Source organism: Thiothrix sp. UBA5583 (genome assembly GCA_002425225.1).
GTDB lineage: Bacteria > Pseudomonadota > Gammaproteobacteria > Thiotrichales > Thiotrichaceae > Thiothrix > Thiothrix moscowensis.
Genome location: DILV01000021.1, coordinates 1 through 17,597 on the forward strand (window position 1 = coordinate 1; position 17,597 = coordinate 17,597).

The window sequence follows — 17,597 nt, forward strand, 5'->3', positions numbered from 1 at the left end:
GATATTTTTAATGCGATTGCCCTACTCTGGTGGGTGTGTCACCCAGATTTCTGTGGCAACCAATGAGTCCTTCAAGGACAAACAAACTGGTGAGAAGAAAGAAATCACCGAATGGCATCGTGTGGTTTTTTTCAACCGCCTGGCTGAAATTGCGGGTGAATACCTGCGTAAAGGCCAACAGGTCTACATCGAAGGCCGACTCCGTACACGCAAGTGGCAGGGTCAGGATGGTCAAGACCGTTATACGACTGAGATAGTCGCTACCGAGCTGAAAATGCTGGGTGGTGGGCGTCCTGCCGGTTCCGAAGAAGCCATTCCCGCCTCTCAAGGTGGGGAAGCCAGTTTTGAGGGTTTTGATGACGATATTCCGTTCTGACAAGCCTGTGCTTGAACCCTGTTTGCCTTTGTTTCCAACCCTGTCGGGGAATGTGTTCCCCCTTCAGGGGCATGTTCTCCGGCGTAACCAACTTTTGTTTTATTACGTTTTACATTTTCAGGAGAACTGCCATGACTGCTACTACTGCCCAATATTTCAACCTCCATACTTCTGGCGTTGGTTATCTCTCCCGTGTCCGTGAAGTAAAGCCCAAAAAGGGTGCTGCATTCCTCGCCTGCAAGGTGTCCGCCTTGTGTGGCCCTTCGGATGCTGTGGAATACCGTCCTTTTGATTGCCGTGTATCTGGTGCAGAAGCTGAAAAGCTGGTGCGCCGTTGCATTGATGCGGTTGAGGCCGAAAAGAAGGTTTTGGTTGGGTTCAACATCGGGGATATTTACCCTGACCTGTATGAATCCAACGGTGAAACCAAAGTGATGATGAAAGGCCGCTTGCTCAGGATCGACTGGATCAAGGTCGATGGCCAGACTGTCTACACGGCACCCCGTCAGGTTGCTGAGACAGAAACGGTTGCTGATGCAGCCTAGTTGCTTTTTATGTTGCCTGCTGGGGAAGCGCTGCTTCCCCGTGTGGGTTCCCCCTGCTGTGGCTTAGCAGTGGTGACTGGTGCAGGTTTTTTTTATAGCCTGCAACACTCACCACTGCCGGTTGCACGTCGCCGGTTATACAGACGCTTGCCCCTTTGTGCAGAACCTGTCTGCGCCAGAGTGTGGTTAGGCCACAGCATGGCCTTCTTGCCCTGGTTGGGAAGGCGCACGCAGCACGATGACAGTTGTTTAAAGGCGCGGCTGGACTTGATGTCTGCTGGAAGGGCACTGGTTGATGGTGGGGCGGTTCCTGTCTGTGTATGGATAACGCCCCAGATATTATTTTGTCTGTTTCTTTTCTATTGGGTTTTAACCTTGGGCTTGCCACACCTACGTGTGTGGTGGCCTTGCCAGCCGGTGACTGGTCAGCCAGTGCCGGGCGGCAAGGTTTCCATACGTGCTGTTGCGTTCCAACAGGCCCTTTGCTACTGGCATTTGCCGGTAGCCAACCCTGAAAGCTGTCTTTGCCATCGCTGACAGCGGCTTGCCTTCGGGCGGGTTGGTGGCTTACCCCGCAAGGGGATTATCTTTTAACCCATCGGGAGCAAACACTCCCAATGGGGATGTTTCTCCCCAGTTCCACTTCTAGGAGAGACGCTATGACTACTAAAACCCAAATTTTTGCCGGAGAATACTTTGCCAAATCTCCTGCCGCAGACAAATTCTGCGTCATGGCTTATTGGGAAGATGATGATGTTGATGTTGATGTTTTTGAGCTATGTGGCACTTTTGCAAGCGCTGATGAGGCAATGACCACCGTGGCAAAAATAGTTAATGACCTGTTTAATTTTAATGCCACCAATGCCACCTCTGGTCTGGTCATTAATTATAAGGTTGTAAATATGACGCCTTGGCATCACATGGTGGATGAAATGGTGATAGTCGAGGATGCCCTAGGGGGCACTTCATTGGCGAATTATGCTTTTTCGTGGGGCAATTACGATTACTTGTTCCCCATCGGGAAATGCGCCTCGAATGCAACATTCGGAGATGCATTGGGCAGTCAGATTCCCCATGTGGATGATGACGATGATTGGCAAGAATTATCACGCCAGTGGCAGCTGCAACAGGGGGACAGCGTAAGCCGTGCCATCCGCCCGTCTGGCAAAGGCAAGAGCATTCCGTTGAAGGTGAAGCCACGAATGTCCAACTAAGACTCGCCCTCGGGCTTTCCACTTCGACTTTTATTTAACCCATCAGGGAGAAGCACTCCCAATGGGAATGTTTCTCCCCGCAAACTTTGATTCAAGGAGAAACATCATGAAACCATCTCATACCACCCCTGTTGCTGCCTTTGCTGTTGTCGTGCCTGGTACCCTGATCATTCGGGATGTCCCCAAGCGTGCTGGCGGTTCTTTCAAGGTCGGCAAACTCTCAACCCAGCTTGGTCAGTTCGAGGTCAAAAACCCTGAACTGGATCAGTATGACGCAGGTACTTATTCCGGTAACTTTGCCATTGAGCGTATCTACCCCTCACACTACATTGCGGGCGGGAAAATCGTCATCGAAATGCGGGCTGTTCTGTCTAGTTTCGCGCTGGCTGGTTTTGATGCAGAAACCGGTGAAGTGGAAACACTGGACGTAGACCCTGCTGAAGAAGAGGCCAAAGATGCTGTGACAGTAGCTCCTGAACCTGCTACAGAAAAGAAGCCTGTGCAAGCGGAAGCTGCTACAGATGTTGAATCTGCTGCTACAGGCGAAGCTAAAGGGACAGAAGCTGCTACAGACGATGCCGACAAACAGGTGATGTCCGTTGAGGAGGAACGTGCGTTCCGCGATGCACAGATGGACAAGGATACCTTCGGGGATCTTTATCCTTTGGAAGCGGAAGTCAAACTTGACCCAACCGTTGGTCGCACCAAACTGCGTTCACAATGCGACCGACTGAAAAGTCTTGGCTACAAGTTTGTGGCTGCCCGCCAAGTCTGGGTGAAAGCCTGATCTTTTTACCTTGCACCCTACCGGGACATCATCCCCGCGTGGGGTGGTGTCTTCCCTGAGCTTTTTGTTTGGAGAGATACCATGCAAGAGAAAACTTATACCGTAGAGGTACGATACGTCGAAGTATATAACCTCACCATTTTGGCAGAAACGCCGGAACTTGCCGTGGACAAGGCTAATGATATGGCCGTGGCAGGCCAGCTCCCCAAGACCTATGGAGAATGGGATGCTGTGGTACTGGAAGGGGGGGATGAATGATGGCTTCCATTATTCAAGACCGTGAATCCCTGTGTGTGGATGACCATATCTTTCAGGTAGAGGACGCTGATGATTACGACAATCTGGCTTGGGTCAAGGTGGGTAGCCACCTTGTTTACCTGCGGCTGGATGAGTGCGGTACATTGGTTGTGCGTGTGCTGCCTGCTGATGGTAGTGACAAACTGCATGGGGAACTGATTGTTCCCGCCCAATCCTGATCCACTGGCCTTTCTTTTACTATCACCCAACCGGGAAAACACTTCCCGACAGGGGTGTTTCTCCCGGTGCTATTGTTTGAGGAGAAACACATGACCGTTATCGCCCATGTCGGCTTGACCGATGAATCTATTCCCCTGTTTTCCGTCACTACCATCAAGGAAGGGCCGGGTAGTCAGGGGCAAATGCCGTCAGGCATCTTTTGTTTGGGGTTTTTAACCGCCCCGGATAACCAGATCCTGTATTTGTCCCTGGTAGGGCGTGATACTGCCCTGCAAGAAATGCGGGGATTGTTGACTGCGGGCAAGCTGAATTCCTTCCTGATCCATCAGGATGGAAAGCAGGTTGGCGGATGGTTCAGCCATACGTGGCTTGGGCAAATGGAGTATCACGGAGCCAAGTTGCCAACGCACCTGTTCGGTGAGTTGACGCAGATGATCTTGTACCACCCGCTCATGACTACACCTGACAAGTCAGCCCGGACAGCCGTCTTGCCCTTTCTGGGAATGGGTGGGCTGGTACAAACCCAGCAAGATGCCTGGCAGTTGGTCAAACACCTCTCGGACATCCCCTTGTTGGATGCGTGGCATCCTGTGGTGAGGGATTTGCTGGTTAGCTTGCAATGGTGTGAGTCGCTGCAAGGCTTCAACAGCAATGCCTACTACATCCGGCTGGGTTCCAATCTGGCTGGCCTGATCAGTGCCAATATCCGTTCCGGTGCGTTGCGTGTGGAACCGGATGAGGCAGGGCGCTACGCCATTCCTGACAACGCCACGCTTGATCTGGAATATGGTCTTGCTGAGCGTTACCAGCCAGAAGCTAGCGCAACCGGCAGGGATGGCTGGGAAACCATCAGTGTCCATACCCGCCAAATGCTCATCAACGATGGTGATCTGGTGGATGTGTCCGCTACGTCAGAAGTCCGTGAAGCAGGTTTCAAAGTACCGGTGGCATTGACCCGTGCCGTCTGGAACCGCTTTGTCGAATGGGATGATTATGTCAGCAAGACGCAAGAGAATCTCGGTCAAAGTACCAAAGGCCGCCTGTGGGATGTGATGTGGATGGCTTTCTTGGCAATCCGCAATAGCCGCCAAGGTGGTGATGTGCTGTTTTATGAGGTCTATGTCATCGAGCGGGATGGATACAGTACGACGCCGCGTAGCGTCAAGCTGAAGCTGCATTCCGGCGCTGGTGATAATGGCGAGCATGTGATCACCATCATGCTTCCCGGTGAAGACTGAGCCTGGACTGACCCTTTAACCTTTCTTTTCAACTCTTGCCGGGAAAACAGTTCCCGTAAGGGGGAGTGTTTCCCCCGGTTTTTGCATACCTTTGGAGGAACACCATGAAACCTGTAGAACAACTGGCCCGGCAACTCGAAACCCTGATGATTACCCTGAACCAGATTCCTGAAACGGATGAAGAGGGGAATGCCGCTTACTACCTGAACAAGCTGGTGCATCTGATTGCCAATCATGGCGTTGATGAGCCGGTAGTTTGCCGGTTCTGGTACGACGAGGACTTCAACGAGTTGCTGTCAGAGGATGATGAACCACCTACCGAACCCGTTTCACGGGATCGTGCCAGGGCGTTGTTTGCCCTGATTGACCGTTCCCATGATGCCAGTATTGGTATCAACTACGATGTGTTGCAGGCTGCGCTGGATGACAGTGATGTGTAGGGAGAGGTGGAGATCCACTCTCCAACAGTGGTGCAATTATAGTATTTGATCAGTCCTATTTTTAACCCTGCCGGGAAAACAGTGCCCGGTTGGGGGTGTTTCCCCGGTCAATATCCTTTGAAGGAGAAACGCGATGAATAAAATCACTGTCACCGTTATGGTGGAAGGCGGTGTTGTCCAGAAAGTATGTGCAACCAATACAAGCCATGTCGCTGAAGTGGAGGTGATGGTCATCGACCATGACACCCAGTCTGGTGATGGGGTTGTGGTAGTGCCCTATCTGGATGGTAACAATTTTCCAGCCCATGTTGGTTATCTGTCAGTTGATCCTGTCGATTTCGATCTGAAGGCGCTGGAAGACTTGCTTGGCAACCGCCAGGAGGTATCACATGGAACTGAATAAACCTGGTGTCAGCCTGCGCCGCAAGGAAAAGGCCAAAACCAAACGCAAGCCTGTATGTGGTGGCTATTGCCGGTGGGAGTCGGCCAGTAGTGGCAAGTCAGGTATTACCCTGCATGACTATCAACGGTTAGCCATAACCCGTGCGTTGCTATTGCATGGGTTCGTCCGCGCAGTGTTCTACCAGCCGGATGGTGTTGTCCAGCACGGCTGTTGGAGGAGGGTGTAACCATGGCTTACTTTGGTGGTTATCCAAGCCGGGCGGCGATTCTTGATGAGGTGAAGGGGGATCCTGATGTTCATGGGTATTGCACAGTAGGCAATATCCTGTGGTTCATTTACGGCAAGCTCATCTTTTGCAACATCATGAGCAAGACTGGAAGTGGCAACTGGGGATACAAGCCCCTCTGCGAGTCTGAGCAGCCGGTGTATTACTCCTGCCCATTGGCTTATCTGGATAAAACGCCAGAGGTCAGCCCGCAATGGCGGCAGAAAGTGCGTGAATACCATGCCAAGGCCAAGCGTCGGTTTGAAATCGGGCACTGGTATGAATACAGCCATGATCAGGTGGTGCGGATTACTGTCTTGAAGCCTGTTTGCGGGCGGATCAATGGCGATCTGTACCGTCTTGACCGGCAAAACATCGGTGATTGCCTGACAACCTAAACCTAACCTTTTTAACCTTGGGCTTGCCACACCTACGTGTGTGGTGGCCTTGCCAGCCGGTGACTGGTCAGCCAGTGCCGGGCGGCAAGGTTTCCATACGTGCTGTTGCGTTCCAACAGGCCCTTAGTTGCTGGTGTTTACCGGCAGCCAACCCTGAAAGCTGTCTTTGCCATCGCTGACAGCGGCTAGCCTTCGGGCTGGCTGGTGGCTTACCCCGCAAGGGGATTTACTGACCGTTTACTTTTTAACCCACTAGGGAGCAAGCACTCCCGATGGGGATGTTTCTCCCCGCAAACATTAATTGAAGGAGAAACATGATGAACGACAATGTGTATGTCGAAATGCAAGCATCCACCCTTACCCGCGAGCTGGTGGGAGGGGTAATTACTCAGGCAGTTGTTGCCGCTGATGGTGAGTTTGGTGATGCTAATTTTGGCTTTGAAGTACGGATGCGCTCCGGCAAGGTCAAGACGGTTTGGGTGATGAGCGACCCGGAAGGCAATGGAGCCGGGTTTCTGGATATTCAGGAGGGCTAACCATGTTTGAGTCCATTTCTGCCAGTGCTTATGGTGAGTTCGCAGGCAATTTGTCCTATCCATCCGGTTGCACGCTGATCCTGGAAAACCCTGTACCTGCACCTATCACATCGGAAGGTATGCAGGCGTTATTGGCATCATTGCCTGTTAATGCCCAATCCCTGGAGTTACAGCCCAGTGGCTTGGTTGAGTTCTGGGATGCTGATGAGCGTGTGATGGATGTGGGGGCTTACAGCGAAGACTGTTTGCAATTGCACTGTTACCGGTTTGAGCGCCACAGCGCGTCCCGCTGGGCTTTTTATGTGGTATTGGCTGCAAAGCACCATGATTCGTTTGTGAAGTACGAAATGGTGCACGCCTGATCTTTTTACCAACCCCGCCGGGAAAACATTTCCCGTTGCGGGGTGTTTCTCCCGGTCAATTCACCCTTTACCTGAAGGAGAAACATTCCATGACTACTGAAAACCTTGCAGCAGACAGTGATCGTATCCTGGGCAAGATCAAGAAATGTTTGGCTCTAGCCTCGTCCAATGTACCGGGTGAGGCCGCCGCAGCGATGCGGCAAGCAAAGAAGCTGATGGATAAGTACGGTATTACCGAAGCACAGGTCAAACTGTCCGAAGTCATTGCCGTGCGGACGGGTAAAGCACCACCTGCCAAGGATCGGGCAAGCAATCTGGTTATCACGGTGGCGCAAGCGTTTGCCTGTAAACCGCTTATTGTCCGCAATGATGAGGGTGATCCCGTGTTTGAGTTCATTGGCAAAGGCCATTATCCAGAGCTGGCTGCCTACACATTTGACGTGTTATGGCGTCGGCTGGAGGTGGAGCGTTGTGCTTTCCATGAACAGATGCTGGTCAATCTGCTTGATCCTGAGTGGGATTTGGGTCGTGATGCGCTTGCCGCCCGCATGGGGCGGGATGGCTGTGATGGTGAAGTACAGTACCGGTTACGTCGAGCCAAGTCGCTCAAGCAACAGGCCAAGGAGGATGCCCGTAAGGCTACTACTGCGTTCTGTGTAGGCTGGTTGAGGGTGGTTGGTGAAACTGTACGCAGTTTTGCTGGTCATGAACCTGACCAGGACATTGAAGACTGGGCATTGCAGAAATACAGCAAACTGAAAACCAGGACAACCCGGCAGCACCGTGATCTGGATGCCGATGGCGTGCGTGCGGGTCTGGACTCAGGTTCCCGCGTGAGCTTGCATCATGGTGTGCAAGGCAGGTCTGGCGCTGGTCAGCGGTTGCTGGAGTAATTGCTATGAAAACAGGGAAATGCGGAAATTGTGGGCATTGTCAGCCGTGCGATTACCCACCCCATCCCAAGTGGGGCAAGGCGTATGGCTGGTGTCATGCACCTTTGCCAGCCTATGTTGCACCGGCTCAACCCCTGATATACCACAAGGATATGAAGGGGAAGGTGTGTGTTGTTTGGAAAGCTAAAAGCTAAAACGTAAGCACTTTATTTACTTCAAACCCAGACGGGAAAGCACCCGACTGGGGGTGTTTCTCCCGGTAAATTCATTGAGGAGAAACACATGAAAACCCAACATTTCAGCCCCGACAAGGTAGTGGCTACCCGTGACAACCCTGCTGCGAAGGCAGCTATTGTTGCTGCACTGGCAATCCTGCGGCAGCATGGCATTGCCAGGGTGAGCCTGAACACACTATCCAGCCCTGAACAGGCTGGTTGGTGGGTTGCTCCCGCTGCTGCTGGTGATCCAGCGTTTTATGTCAGGGTGGAGGGAACTCCCGTCGCCCAGCGTTTACTTAACTAACCTTTCACTTTAACCAACCCTGCCGGGAAGCATTTTCCGTCAGGGAGTGTTTTTCCCGGTATAACTTTATTGAGGAGAAACACGATGAATACATGGACTCGCTACTCTATTGAGCGACTGCTTGAAAGTGCATCCTCGGGGGCAACAAGTAACCGTCAGACTTAACCATTCCAATTTAACCTTGGGCTTGCCACACCCACGTGTGTGGTGGCCTTGCCAGTGGGTGACTGGTCAGCCAGTGCCGGGCGGCAAGGTTTCCATACGTGCTGTTGCGTTCCAACAGGCCCTTAGTTGCTGGTGTTTACCGGCACAGCCAACCCTGAAAGCTGTCTTTGCCATCGCTGACAGCGGCTAGCCTTCGGGCTGGCTGGTGGCTTACCCCGCAAGGGGATTTACTGACCGTTTACTTTTTAACCCACTAGGGAGCAAGCACTCCCGATGGGGATGTTTCTCCCCGCAAATATTAATTGAAGGAGAAACACATCATGGCTAAAGCACTCATGTTCCCGCGTCTGGCAAAAAATTTTATCAAAAATGGGTACTACCCGACTGATGACGAAACCATTGCCCGTACCCTGTCTGCCTTGGTGGCAACCGATGAAGGGCAGATGCGTATCCTTGACCCGTGTGCAGGGGAGGGAGTGGCGCTTGCTGAATGCAAGCACCATCTTGGCAAGGAGCGTACTGTTGCGTTTGGTATCGAATACGACAGCGAGCGTGCCTGGCACGCCAAAACCGTGCTGGATCACTGCATTCACGGTGATTTCAATGGCTGTACTGTCTCTTACGGTTCGTTTGGTCTGCTGTGGCTGAATCCGCCGTATGGGGACATGATCAAGGATCATGAGGGGAATGGGGCGCACGGCCTGTTCAAGGACAACCGCCCGCGCTTGGAGAAGCATTTCTACCAGCGTACCCATGGCCTGTTACAGGTTGGGGGGGTGATGGTGCTGATCCTGCCTACAACAAGCTATGACAAGCAATTGTCTGGCTGGGTGGCGGCCCATTTCCGGGAGGTCAGGGTGTTTCGTGCTGCTACTGACCAGTTCAAGCAAACCGTTCTGTTTGGCATCAAGCAGAGGTCTTCCGGTAATGTCGATACTGCCCTGCGTCAGCATCTGTTGGCGATTGGGGTAGGGGATGTGCTACCGGACATGTTGCCCGAAGAATGGGCGGATACCCCGTATGTTGTGCCTGCCATGCAGGATCTGCGTCGGCAGTTCCGTTTCATTTCCGCCAGTCTGGATGGTGCGCAACTGCAACAGGATATTGCTGGCAATCACCAGAGTTTATTGCAACAGCAGTTTACCGGTTTGTTCCGGCAAGCTGCGGCGCAAAGCAACCGCCGTCCGCTGCGGCAGATGACGGAGTGGCATACCGCACTCGCACTGGCTGCCGGTCAGGTCGGCGGGGTGGTACGTTCCGACGATGGCCGTGTCTACCTAATCAAGGGCAGCACCCATAAGGAAAAACGCACCGAAACCCGCTTCCATGAAAACATCGACGGTTCACGCACTGAAGAGCGCATTGACACGGATGTGTTTGTGCCGGTCATCCGCGCCCTAGATTTCACGCCTAATAGCTATTCCTTCGGGGATGTGCTGGTGATCCGCTAACCGTTCCACTTTTTTTCACAACCCTAAAAGGGGAGCAAGCACTCCCGTTGGGGTGGTGTTTCTCCCAGCAGCTTATTTTGAGGAGAAACACGCATGTTTATGAACGGTACTATCAGCAACGCTGACATAGCAAACCATTTTAGCCAGCGTTATGTGGCGGCCAATGCCGCCGCCTGTCCGGTCTGCGGCCACAGTGACATTGAAGCCGATCCCCACAACCACTCACCAGACCATAAGCACATCCATCACTTTTGCGAGTGCCATGGTTGTGGCTCAACATGGACTGAAGTCTTTGTTGTGGAGTCAGTGACTGGCCTCAACGTTAAATGGACATCCGCCGACCAGACGGAAGCCCTCCGCCAAGGCTGGGGGATATTTGCCACTGATGACGGCATGGAAGAAATACAGAGGCATGACGAGGCTGAGGTGTTCGATTGTGACAACGCAGCCAGACATCATGTCCTGTACTCTGGTGTGGCCTTATGCCGTAAGGCAGTGGCCTATTTGCAATTGAATTAACCAACCCATTGGGGAGTTACATCCCCAATGGGGGTGTTTCTTCCGGCATTTTTACTTGAGGAGAAACATCATGAATTTATCTGTAATGGTATCCGCCGTGTTCAGCGGCACTAAACCTGTCCTGCAATACAAGGCTGTCCATGTCCTGGAGGAGGGCTTCCACCGCTTGTTTGTCTTTCACTGCCGTGGGCAGGATGAAAGCCGGATAGCGGGTGGCCTGCTTGGCCTCAACCCGGATTATTGGGATGGCGACATTACCAAGGCGGCGCGGGTTGTGCTGGAACGCGGTTCAGCCAGCTTCCAGGTGAACATCTCCATCGTCGCGGATTGGCAAGAGGCGGCAGGCCAGCATGACTACGTTCCTGACAAGGAACAGTACGTGCTGGACTACCTGGAAACCCTGTGGCGGATGTTACCGGATACGGCCATTGTCGAAACCCGGTACTTCTGCCTCGAAGGGGGGGCAGCATGATACCTGCATCGTATGTCCCGCCTGGCAGTCGCCGGGTTGGCAAGGATGGTGTTTACGTCTTCTGTTGCGCAGCCTGCAAGGGTTTTGTTCACGGCGAATGCAGTACACATGGTTTCACCCCCGCCAAAAGCGGGCGTTGTGCCGACTATGTGGATGTACTGGATAATGGCCTGACCGCCGTTTTCCAGCCTTCAGAGCCGGACGGGCTGAGTAATCGTGGGGGGTTTGAATCCCTAGTGGCATTGGCCACCTTGCGTGACCAGTTGCTGGAAGAGTTCACCCAGATGGAGCAAGAGCCTTTGCCTGAACGTTATTCCGATGCATTACCCGAACTTGGCGATGAAATTGATCGTCTGGCCGACTGGCTGGATGGTCAGCGCCAATGGGTGGACGGGAAGGAAGGCCAACAGCGTGTGGGACGGTGGCAGACAATGCTGGAAAGAATTGCTGTGCTGCCATTACCAGACCGCCTGTTGCTGTTTCCTTTGCTGCGTGGCAAGTGGGAACGGATTTATGCCTCGAAAAACCTTGCCAAAGATGGCCTCCATCTGCCCCGTGCTGGTCGGGCAGAACTGTTCAGGCAGATCAAGGCCGCCCACATCATGCTGGGGCGCTTCCCGCCGTTGGCTGTAGGCCATTGGTACGAGGCAACCGGCTTTGGTCATGAACCGGAAACCGTGTCGCTGGTCAGTATTCTGCCGTTAGTGGGGATGACTCAGGACGGTGCGGAACATGACCTGAATATTGACCAACTAGGTGAATGCCTGACGGTATAAACCCGTATTTTAACCAACCCTGCCGGGAAAACATTTCCCGGTTGGGGTTGTTGTACCGGTGTGTTTTTTGCTGAAGAGGAAAAGATCATGCCGAGAGGAAAAATTTGGGTTAAGTACCACCTGAAAAAAGATGGCTCGCCCGTATGGGACGGGTTTGAAACAGTACAGGCTGCACAAGCAGCGATTCTGCGGCTAAAAGACGAAGGCTATAACCCAGTCATTGACCGTAAGCAAAGCAACCAGCACAAGAAGGGCTAACCCCTTTCTTACAACCCGAAGTGGGGAAGATCATCCCCTTCGGGGATGTTTCTCCCCACAAACATTGATTGAAGGAGAAACCTTGTGAATGAACATAATCCCCCCAGCTTTGGCAGCATCCAGTTCGATGGGGTCGAATACCAGACCCGTACATTGACAATACAGGTAGATGGGCAGGAAATGCCTATCACGGTGGCAACTGAATTGCTGGAACAGGCCCTACTGGGAAGTGGCTCCCGCGAAGCGGGACAAATAGATGATGGTATTTTCTATTACCTGACATCTGCTGAGTTCAGCCTTCCTGACGCAGTGCTGGCAACATTGTTAGCAGCGGCTTGAGGGGTATGCATGAAAACCACAGAAGACCAACTGGCAGATTTTTCTGCCCAACTCGAAAGGTACCTGACCGCATGGAAGGCATGTGGTGACACCAGTGAATATTGGTATGTCCTATTCATGCCAGGAGGATGCCGGTGCAGGCTGATCAAGGGGAGTGAGCCAATTACCAAAGGTTGGCGTTTGCTTTCACCGCAACACCTTTCACCGGAATCGACAGTCAAGGAGCTTTTAACCCACTTCATGCAGATTGCATGGACACAACCGATCCTGATGTCCTGACTTTTTTCATTTTTTACTAACCCATTGGGGAGCAAGCACTCCTCAGCGGGTTGTTTCTCCCTGTAAGTCTTGATGGAGAAGCGTATATGTTTTATTTGAAGCTCTACAACGGTCGCCATGACCTAGAACAGACTATGGGAGATTTTGGCTTTGCAGGGCCGGAGATCGGCCCTTTGAAAAGTATCCATGGTACTTACACCACCCACTTCATGCTGTCGTTTGTGGATGAGGCAGATGCGGTAAAGTTTGGGATTGATCCCAACTTCCCGGCAATTCGTTTCCATGAAGACATGCTGTGCCACCAGATGCCGGGTGAAAGCCTAGCTTACTATGGGGATTGGACGGTTTACCTGGAAGCCGGAAGAACATGGCAAATTGCCAATAAAGGCGGTTCTCTTGTTGGCAAGGTGGCGGATGATGCCAAACATGTCATGTTGGGGAGGGCAGGGTGATGGTGCATCGTGTCAAGTCCATCCGTGCCCTGTTGTCTGCGGTGGTAGCTTGCAAGGCCAATCCTGCCATTGTCATTAATGTGCCGGGTGATTTTCCCATCACGGGCAGACAGTTCCTTCAGGATGTCTGGTTGCGTGGGCTGGGGGTCAAGTGTCGCAGGGGTTTACCTGCCCTTTCCCAAAGAGGGGAGCAGGCATATCTTGATGTGCAACATGATGCGCGGGTAATCAATGGCTACTACGGTCAGCGTATCCGTCACTCCGGTTGCCGCAACTTGTTGCGCAACCAGAAGCTGAAGCGCCGTTATCCGCATATCGACAATCAGCCTGCTGATCAGGATTGATCTGGTAGAAAACCTGATGCTATTTATTGCCATCCTTTAACCTTGGGCTTGCCACACCTACGTGTGTGGTGGCCTTGCCAGCCGGTGACTGGTCAGCCAGTGCCGGGCGGCAAGGTTTCCATACGTGCTGTTGCGTTCCAACAGGCCCTTTGCTACTGGCATTTGCCGGTAGCCAACCCTGAAAGCTGTCTTTGCCATCGCTGACAGCGGCTTGCCTCCGGGCGGGCTGGTGGCTTACCCCGCAAGGGGATTTACTGACCTTTTACTTTTTAACCCATCGGGGAGCAAACACTCCCAATGGGGATGTTTCTCCCCACAAACATTAATTGAAGGAGAAACACCATGACAACGATCGTTGAAACCCAGCCTGCACAACCTGCTACTCTTTCCCTGGCAGACTTCGTGCGTGATTTTGGCCCCGCGTTGCGTGAGGCTGTTGACCAGCAAAACCCTCCTGTCTTTCACCCGGAAGACACTTGCCCGTTGCGTGATGCAGTGATGGATGGGCTGTTGCGCCAGCCATTTCCCGCCCAGCGTGATGTGGTACAGGCCGTTTCAGCCCTGTTGTTTGATCGGGGCGAAAAGGCAGCCATCATCAATGCGGAAATGGGAACGGGTAAGACGCAGATGGCGATTTGCACCGCCGCCGTTGCGCAGGCCGAAGGCTATCAGCGTTCCTTGGTCATCTGTCCGCCGCACCTTGTCTACAAGTGGCGGCGGGAGATCAAGGAAACCGTGCCCAATGCCCGCGTATGGGTATTGAACGGTGCTGATACGCTGGCACGTCTGCTGCAACTGCGCCAATGGATGAAGGAGGGATACAGTGATGTCCCCGAGTTCTTCGTTATGGGGCGGGTGCGGATGCGTCTGGGGTATGAATGGACGCACGCCTTTGCTCGCAAGCGCATTATTGGTCGTAACGGGGATGGTCAGGAGCAGGAAGTGTATGCCTATGAGGTATTGGCTTGCCCCAAGTGCGGGACACCTTACCGGAATGAGGATGGCGACACTTACCGTAGTGAGCGGTTTCTGCCAGAAAAGCGCCTGAGTTGCCAGCATCGCCATGTGGATGGTGAAGGCCATACACATGTGTGTGGTGAACAGCTTTGGTCGCTGGTACGCAAGGAGGCATTGAAAGACAAGCGCAAGCTGGTCATGGATGCCCTCAAAAAGCTGCCGACCATCGGGGACAAGACCGCAGAACGGCTGGTTAGCACCTTTGGTGAGGACATGCTGGGTGACATGCTCAGTGACAACCTGTATGAGTTCACCAACCTGATGGATGACAGCGGTGAGCTGGTCTTTTCTGACCGGCAAGCCGAGCGCATGGAACGCAGCCTCAGCAAGCTGGAGTTTTCACTAGGCCAGGGAGGCTATCAGGCATCCGAATTCATCAAACGCCAGTTACCGGATGGCTATTTCGGAATGCTTGTGGTCGATGAATGTCACGAATACAAGAACGCCGACTCCGCACAGGGGCAGGCGTTTGGCGTACTCGCGGCCAAGGCCAGTAAGGTGCTGTTGCTGACCGGCACCCTAATGGGCGGCTATGCGGACGATTTGTTCCATCTTTTGTGGCGAGCCAATCCGCGCCGCATGATCGAAGACGGTTATCGTTACCGCAACCGCTCGCTGGGTGGCGCTGTCATGGCCTTCATGCGTGACCACGGTATCCTCAAGGATGTGTTCAAAAGCACAACCGGGTGTAGCCACAAGACTGCCCGTGGGGACAAAAGCTCGCAGCGGACATCCAAAGCACCAGGGTTTGGGCCGACCGGCATTTGCCGGTTTGTCCTGCCCTATACGGTATTCCTGAAACTCCGGGAAATCGGGCAAAACGTACTGCCGTCTTACGATGAGCATTACGTGGAAGTGGCAATGGATGATGAGCAGCGAGATGCTTACGAGCATTTGTCGGCAAATCTGACCACGGTGATGCGCCAGGCGCTGGCAAAAGGGGATTCCACCCTGCTGGGTGTGGTGCTGAACGCCTTGTTGCGCTGGCCTGAGACGTGCTTCCGCGCTGAAACGGTCAAGCACCCGCGTACCCGTGAAGTGCTGGCATCGGTTGAAAAACTGTATGCTGATGATGGGCTGACCCCCAAGGAACAGAAGCTGTTGGCGATCTGCCAGGAGGAGAAGGCGAAAGGGCGGCGGGTGTTAGTGTATACCACCTATACCGGCACGCAGGATACCTCTTCACGCCTCAAGTCAATCCTGACAGCCGCCGGTTTCCGTACCGATGTGCTGCGTTCCACTGTCGCTACCGATCAAAGGGAAGACTGGATTCTGGATCGTGTTGACCGTGGCATTGATGTGTTGGTGTGCAACCCGGAACTGGTGAAAACTGGATTGGACCTGCTGGAATTCCCAACCATCGTGTTCATGCAGACGGGTTACAACGTGTATTCACTCCAGCAGGCGGCACGCCGTTCTTGGCGGATCGGTCAGCGGGTGGCAGTCAATGTGTACTTCCTGGGCTATGAGCAGACCGCACAAACGGCCTGTTTGGCGCTGATGGCAGAGAAAATCGCTGTCAGCCAGTCAACCAGTGGCGACATGCCGGATACCGGGCTGGATGTCCTCAACCCGAATGGTGATTCGGTGGAGATGGCTCTGGCGAAACGTATGTTGCAGGCAGTCTGAACGGTTGTTTTGTTTGTTCCTGTTTACCTTGAACCCCGCCGTGCGCGGGGTTTTTTTGTTTGCACATAAATAAAACTTTATTTCTTGTCAAGTTTTTGCCGTTCGGGCATGTCAGGCTCTCCGGGAAAAAATGGCTTTGTTTTTAAGCGGCTGCGATAGTGTGACCCATCGTAACAATAATAACGGGCATCATTGTGGGGGCTTCAAATTACAAGTTTTTATCAGTGTATCTCCTCCTCTCAGGGTTCGCGGCATTGCAGTCAGGTTGTTCCCCTTATTCCCTCGCTGGGGGACAACCTGCTGCAATGTTGGCACCTGTTTATCCCGCCAAAACAAAACTGGTTGTTATCCAACGGCCTGGTGGTTATGCGGAGGAGTCATCTGTCTTTGTGTTTTCCCGTAGGGAATAACAAACGTCAATTAATTTAATTCTCTGTATTGGGCGTTGCGTTGGTGTGCATGTTTTTAGGGATGCGGGATTCCCCTGCTGTATAACCCATTAGTAAATTAATAAAAATAAGTGCGCCAAAGCTTCGCTCCTTTTTAATTGTTAAATCTATGTATGAATGATTGGTTGGCTTTTATTCAGTCGTCATGCCTATGGTAATGAAAAGCCATGAATATTTGTGGTGTTTCTTAATGAACTCAGAGGCAGCAATGATCTAGCTGATGCTCTGTCAGGGATGTGTGATTTTCATATATGGATGTTTTCAACGATGCACTAATTAAAATCGGAAATCTTAAAAAAGGTGATTTTTACTATGAGAATGAAAAAAAAATTGTTGGTTGTGGCAGTGCTGTCGGTTTTGGGGAGCGGGCCGAGCCAAGCATTCAATATCGGCGTATCTTCTTACTCAGATGTATCTGCGTCAACGGCTGTGGGCGATTATTCGGCAGCTAGTGTTTCAGGTGTGTCAGTGGGGTCAAATTCAAGTAGTACAGGTGGAGGGGTTGCCATTGGGGCAGGATTTACTTCGGCAGGTAATCAAGCGGTAGCTGTCGGTCATGCTTCTGCCTCCTCTGGTTTTCAAGGAGTGGCGTTAGGGGCAAACTCTAGTGATTCCGGTGTCGCCAATACGGTATCAGTGGGTAATCAGTCTATTGGGCTGTACCGGACTGTGACGAATGTGGCGAATGGTGTAGTGGCTGATGGCTCGCATGATGTTGTGACGGGTGATCAGTTGTTTGATACCAATACAACGTTGGCAACGGTGGGTGACGCAGCAGCGGCTGCGATGAATGTGGCTAATGCAGCCCAAACCACGGCGAATACCGCGCAAACTGCCGCAGCAGCGGCCCAAACCACGGCGAATACCGCGCAAACGACAGCTAATACGGCTTTGGGTAATGCCGCTACCGCGCAAGCGACAGCGAATGCGGCTAATACCAAAGCGACTACCGCTTTATCGAACATCGCAGCAGAAACCACTGCCCGTATCG

At 52.7% G+C, this 17,597-nt stretch carries 26 protein-coding genes; all 26 read left to right on the forward strand.

Features of this window, described 5'->3' with window-relative positions; genetic code table 11:
* Positions 1-10 precede the first annotated feature (10 nt).
* The gene (gene ssb / locus B2U47_RS07175; RefSeq protein WP_349675730.1) at positions 11-376 is read left to right on the forward strand and encodes a single-stranded DNA-binding protein; all 366 of its coding nucleotides are present in this window, start codon (positions 11-13) and stop codon (positions 374-376) included.
* Between the two features lie 131 nt (positions 377-507).
* Positions 508-921, forward strand: a complete 414-nt coding sequence (locus B2U47_RS07180; RefSeq protein ID WP_296681610.1) for an STY4534 family ICE replication protein — start codon at positions 508-510, stop codon at positions 919-921.
* Positions 922-1,580: 659 nt separating this feature from the next.
* Positions 1,581-2,135 carry a hypothetical protein gene (locus B2U47_RS07185; RefSeq protein ID WP_296681608.1) on the forward strand — a complete coding sequence of 185 codons (555 nt, stop codon included), beginning with the start codon at positions 1,581-1,583 and terminating at the stop codon, positions 2,133-2,135.
* Positions 2,136-2,241: 106 nt separating this feature from the next.
* On the forward strand, positions 2,242-2,922 hold the full coding sequence (locus tag B2U47_RS07190) for a DUF3275 family protein (protein WP_296681606.1): 681 nt from the start codon (positions 2,242-2,244) through the stop codon (positions 2,920-2,922).
* Positions 2,923-3,003: 81 nt separating this feature from the next.
* Positions 3,004-3,180: a hypothetical protein gene (locus B2U47_RS07195; RefSeq protein ID WP_296681604.1), complete on the forward strand. Its 177-nt coding sequence runs from the start codon at positions 3,004-3,006 to the stop codon at positions 3,178-3,180.
* Positions 3,177-3,398, forward strand: a complete 222-nt coding sequence (locus B2U47_RS07200; protein WP_296681603.1) for a hypothetical protein — start codon at positions 3,177-3,179, stop codon at positions 3,396-3,398. The genes B2U47_RS07195 and B2U47_RS07200 overlap by 4 nt, the downstream gene beginning before the upstream one ends.
* A gap of 90 nt (positions 3,399-3,488) precedes the next feature.
* The gene (locus B2U47_RS07205; protein ID WP_296681601.1) at positions 3,489-4,637 is read left to right on the forward strand and encodes a DUF6573 family protein; all 1,149 of its coding nucleotides are present in this window, start codon (positions 3,489-3,491) and stop codon (positions 4,635-4,637) included.
* A gap of 104 nt (positions 4,638-4,741) precedes the next feature.
* Entirely contained in the window at positions 4,742-5,077 is a 336-nt protein-coding gene (locus B2U47_RS07210) for a hypothetical protein (protein ID WP_296681599.1), read from the forward strand.
* A gap of 133 nt (positions 5,078-5,210) precedes the next feature.
* Complete coding sequence (locus B2U47_RS07215; protein ID WP_296681598.1) at positions 5,211-5,480, forward strand: hypothetical protein; 270 nt, start codon at positions 5,211-5,213, stop codon at positions 5,478-5,480.
* Positions 5,467-5,706 carry a hypothetical protein gene (locus tag B2U47_RS07220; protein WP_296681597.1) on the forward strand — a complete coding sequence of 80 codons (240 nt, stop codon included), beginning with the start codon at positions 5,467-5,469 and terminating at the stop codon, positions 5,704-5,706. Before B2U47_RS07215 ends, B2U47_RS07220 begins: the two co-directional genes overlap by 14 nt.
* A gap of 2 nt (positions 5,707-5,708) precedes the next feature.
* Complete coding sequence (locus B2U47_RS07225) at positions 5,709-6,143, forward strand: hypothetical protein (RefSeq protein WP_296681595.1); 435 nt, start codon at positions 5,709-5,711, stop codon at positions 6,141-6,143.
* Between the two features lie 314 nt (positions 6,144-6,457).
* The gene (locus B2U47_RS07230; protein WP_296681593.1) at positions 6,458-6,679 is read left to right on the forward strand and encodes a hypothetical protein; all 222 of its coding nucleotides are present in this window, start codon (positions 6,458-6,460) and stop codon (positions 6,677-6,679) included.
* A gap of 2 nt (positions 6,680-6,681) precedes the next feature.
* Positions 6,682-7,041 carry a hypothetical protein gene (locus B2U47_RS07235; protein WP_296681591.1) on the forward strand — a complete coding sequence of 120 codons (360 nt, stop codon included), beginning with the start codon at positions 6,682-6,684 and terminating at the stop codon, positions 7,039-7,041.
* A gap of 89 nt (positions 7,042-7,130) precedes the next feature.
* Entirely contained in the window at positions 7,131-7,934 is an 804-nt protein-coding gene (locus B2U47_RS07240; RefSeq protein WP_296681590.1) for a DUF2786 domain-containing protein, read from the forward strand.
* Positions 7,935-8,216: 282 nt separating this feature from the next.
* Positions 8,217-8,456, forward strand: coding sequence for a hypothetical protein (locus tag B2U47_RS07245; RefSeq protein ID WP_296681588.1), 240 nt, complete (start codon positions 8,217-8,219; stop codon positions 8,454-8,456).
* 485 nt (positions 8,457-8,941) lie between these two features.
* Positions 8,942-10,072, forward strand: a complete 1,131-nt coding sequence (locus B2U47_RS07250) for a DUF6094 domain-containing protein (protein WP_296681586.1) — start codon at positions 8,942-8,944, stop codon at positions 10,070-10,072.
* Between the two features lie 93 nt (positions 10,073-10,165).
* Positions 10,166-10,591, forward strand: a complete 426-nt coding sequence (locus B2U47_RS07255) for a hypothetical protein (protein ID WP_296681585.1) — start codon at positions 10,166-10,168, stop codon at positions 10,589-10,591.
* Between the two features lie 70 nt (positions 10,592-10,661).
* Positions 10,662-11,063: a hypothetical protein gene (locus tag B2U47_RS07260; protein WP_296681583.1), complete on the forward strand. Its 402-nt coding sequence runs from the start codon at positions 10,662-10,664 to the stop codon at positions 11,061-11,063.
* Entirely contained in the window at positions 11,060-11,839 is a 780-nt protein-coding gene (locus tag B2U47_RS07265) for a hypothetical protein (RefSeq protein ID WP_296681582.1), read from the forward strand. The genes B2U47_RS07260 and B2U47_RS07265 overlap by 4 nt, the downstream gene beginning before the upstream one ends.
* Positions 11,840-11,926: 87 nt before the next feature.
* Positions 11,927-12,097, forward strand: coding sequence for a hypothetical protein (locus tag B2U47_RS07270; protein WP_296681581.1), 171 nt, complete (start codon positions 11,927-11,929; stop codon positions 12,095-12,097).
* Between the two features lie 84 nt (positions 12,098-12,181).
* Positions 12,182-12,436 (forward strand): hypothetical protein, encoded by a 255-nt coding sequence (locus B2U47_RS07275; protein WP_296681579.1) that lies wholly within the window; start codon positions 12,182-12,184, stop codon positions 12,434-12,436.
* A 9-nt stretch (positions 12,437-12,445) separates the two neighbouring features.
* The gene (locus B2U47_RS07280) at positions 12,446-12,715 is read left to right on the forward strand and encodes a hypothetical protein (protein ID WP_296681577.1); all 270 of its coding nucleotides are present in this window, start codon (positions 12,446-12,448) and stop codon (positions 12,713-12,715) included.
* 86 nt (positions 12,716-12,801) lie between these two features.
* Positions 12,802-13,167 carry a hypothetical protein gene (locus tag B2U47_RS07285; protein WP_296681575.1) on the forward strand — a complete coding sequence of 122 codons (366 nt, stop codon included), beginning with the start codon at positions 12,802-12,804 and terminating at the stop codon, positions 13,165-13,167.
* Positions 13,167-13,511 (forward strand): hypothetical protein, encoded by a 345-nt coding sequence (locus B2U47_RS07290; protein WP_296681574.1) that lies wholly within the window; start codon positions 13,167-13,169, stop codon positions 13,509-13,511. Before B2U47_RS07285 ends, B2U47_RS07290 begins: the two co-directional genes overlap by 1 nt.
* Before the next feature lie 342 nt (positions 13,512-13,853).
* Complete coding sequence (locus tag B2U47_RS07295) at positions 13,854-16,157, forward strand: DEAD/DEAH box helicase family protein (protein WP_296681571.1); 2,304 nt, start codon at positions 13,854-13,856, stop codon at positions 16,155-16,157.
* 767 nt (positions 16,158-16,924) lie between these two features.
* A partial coding sequence (locus B2U47_RS07300) for a hypothetical protein (RefSeq protein WP_296681569.1) occupies positions 16,925-17,597 on the forward strand: 673 nt, incomplete at its 3' end.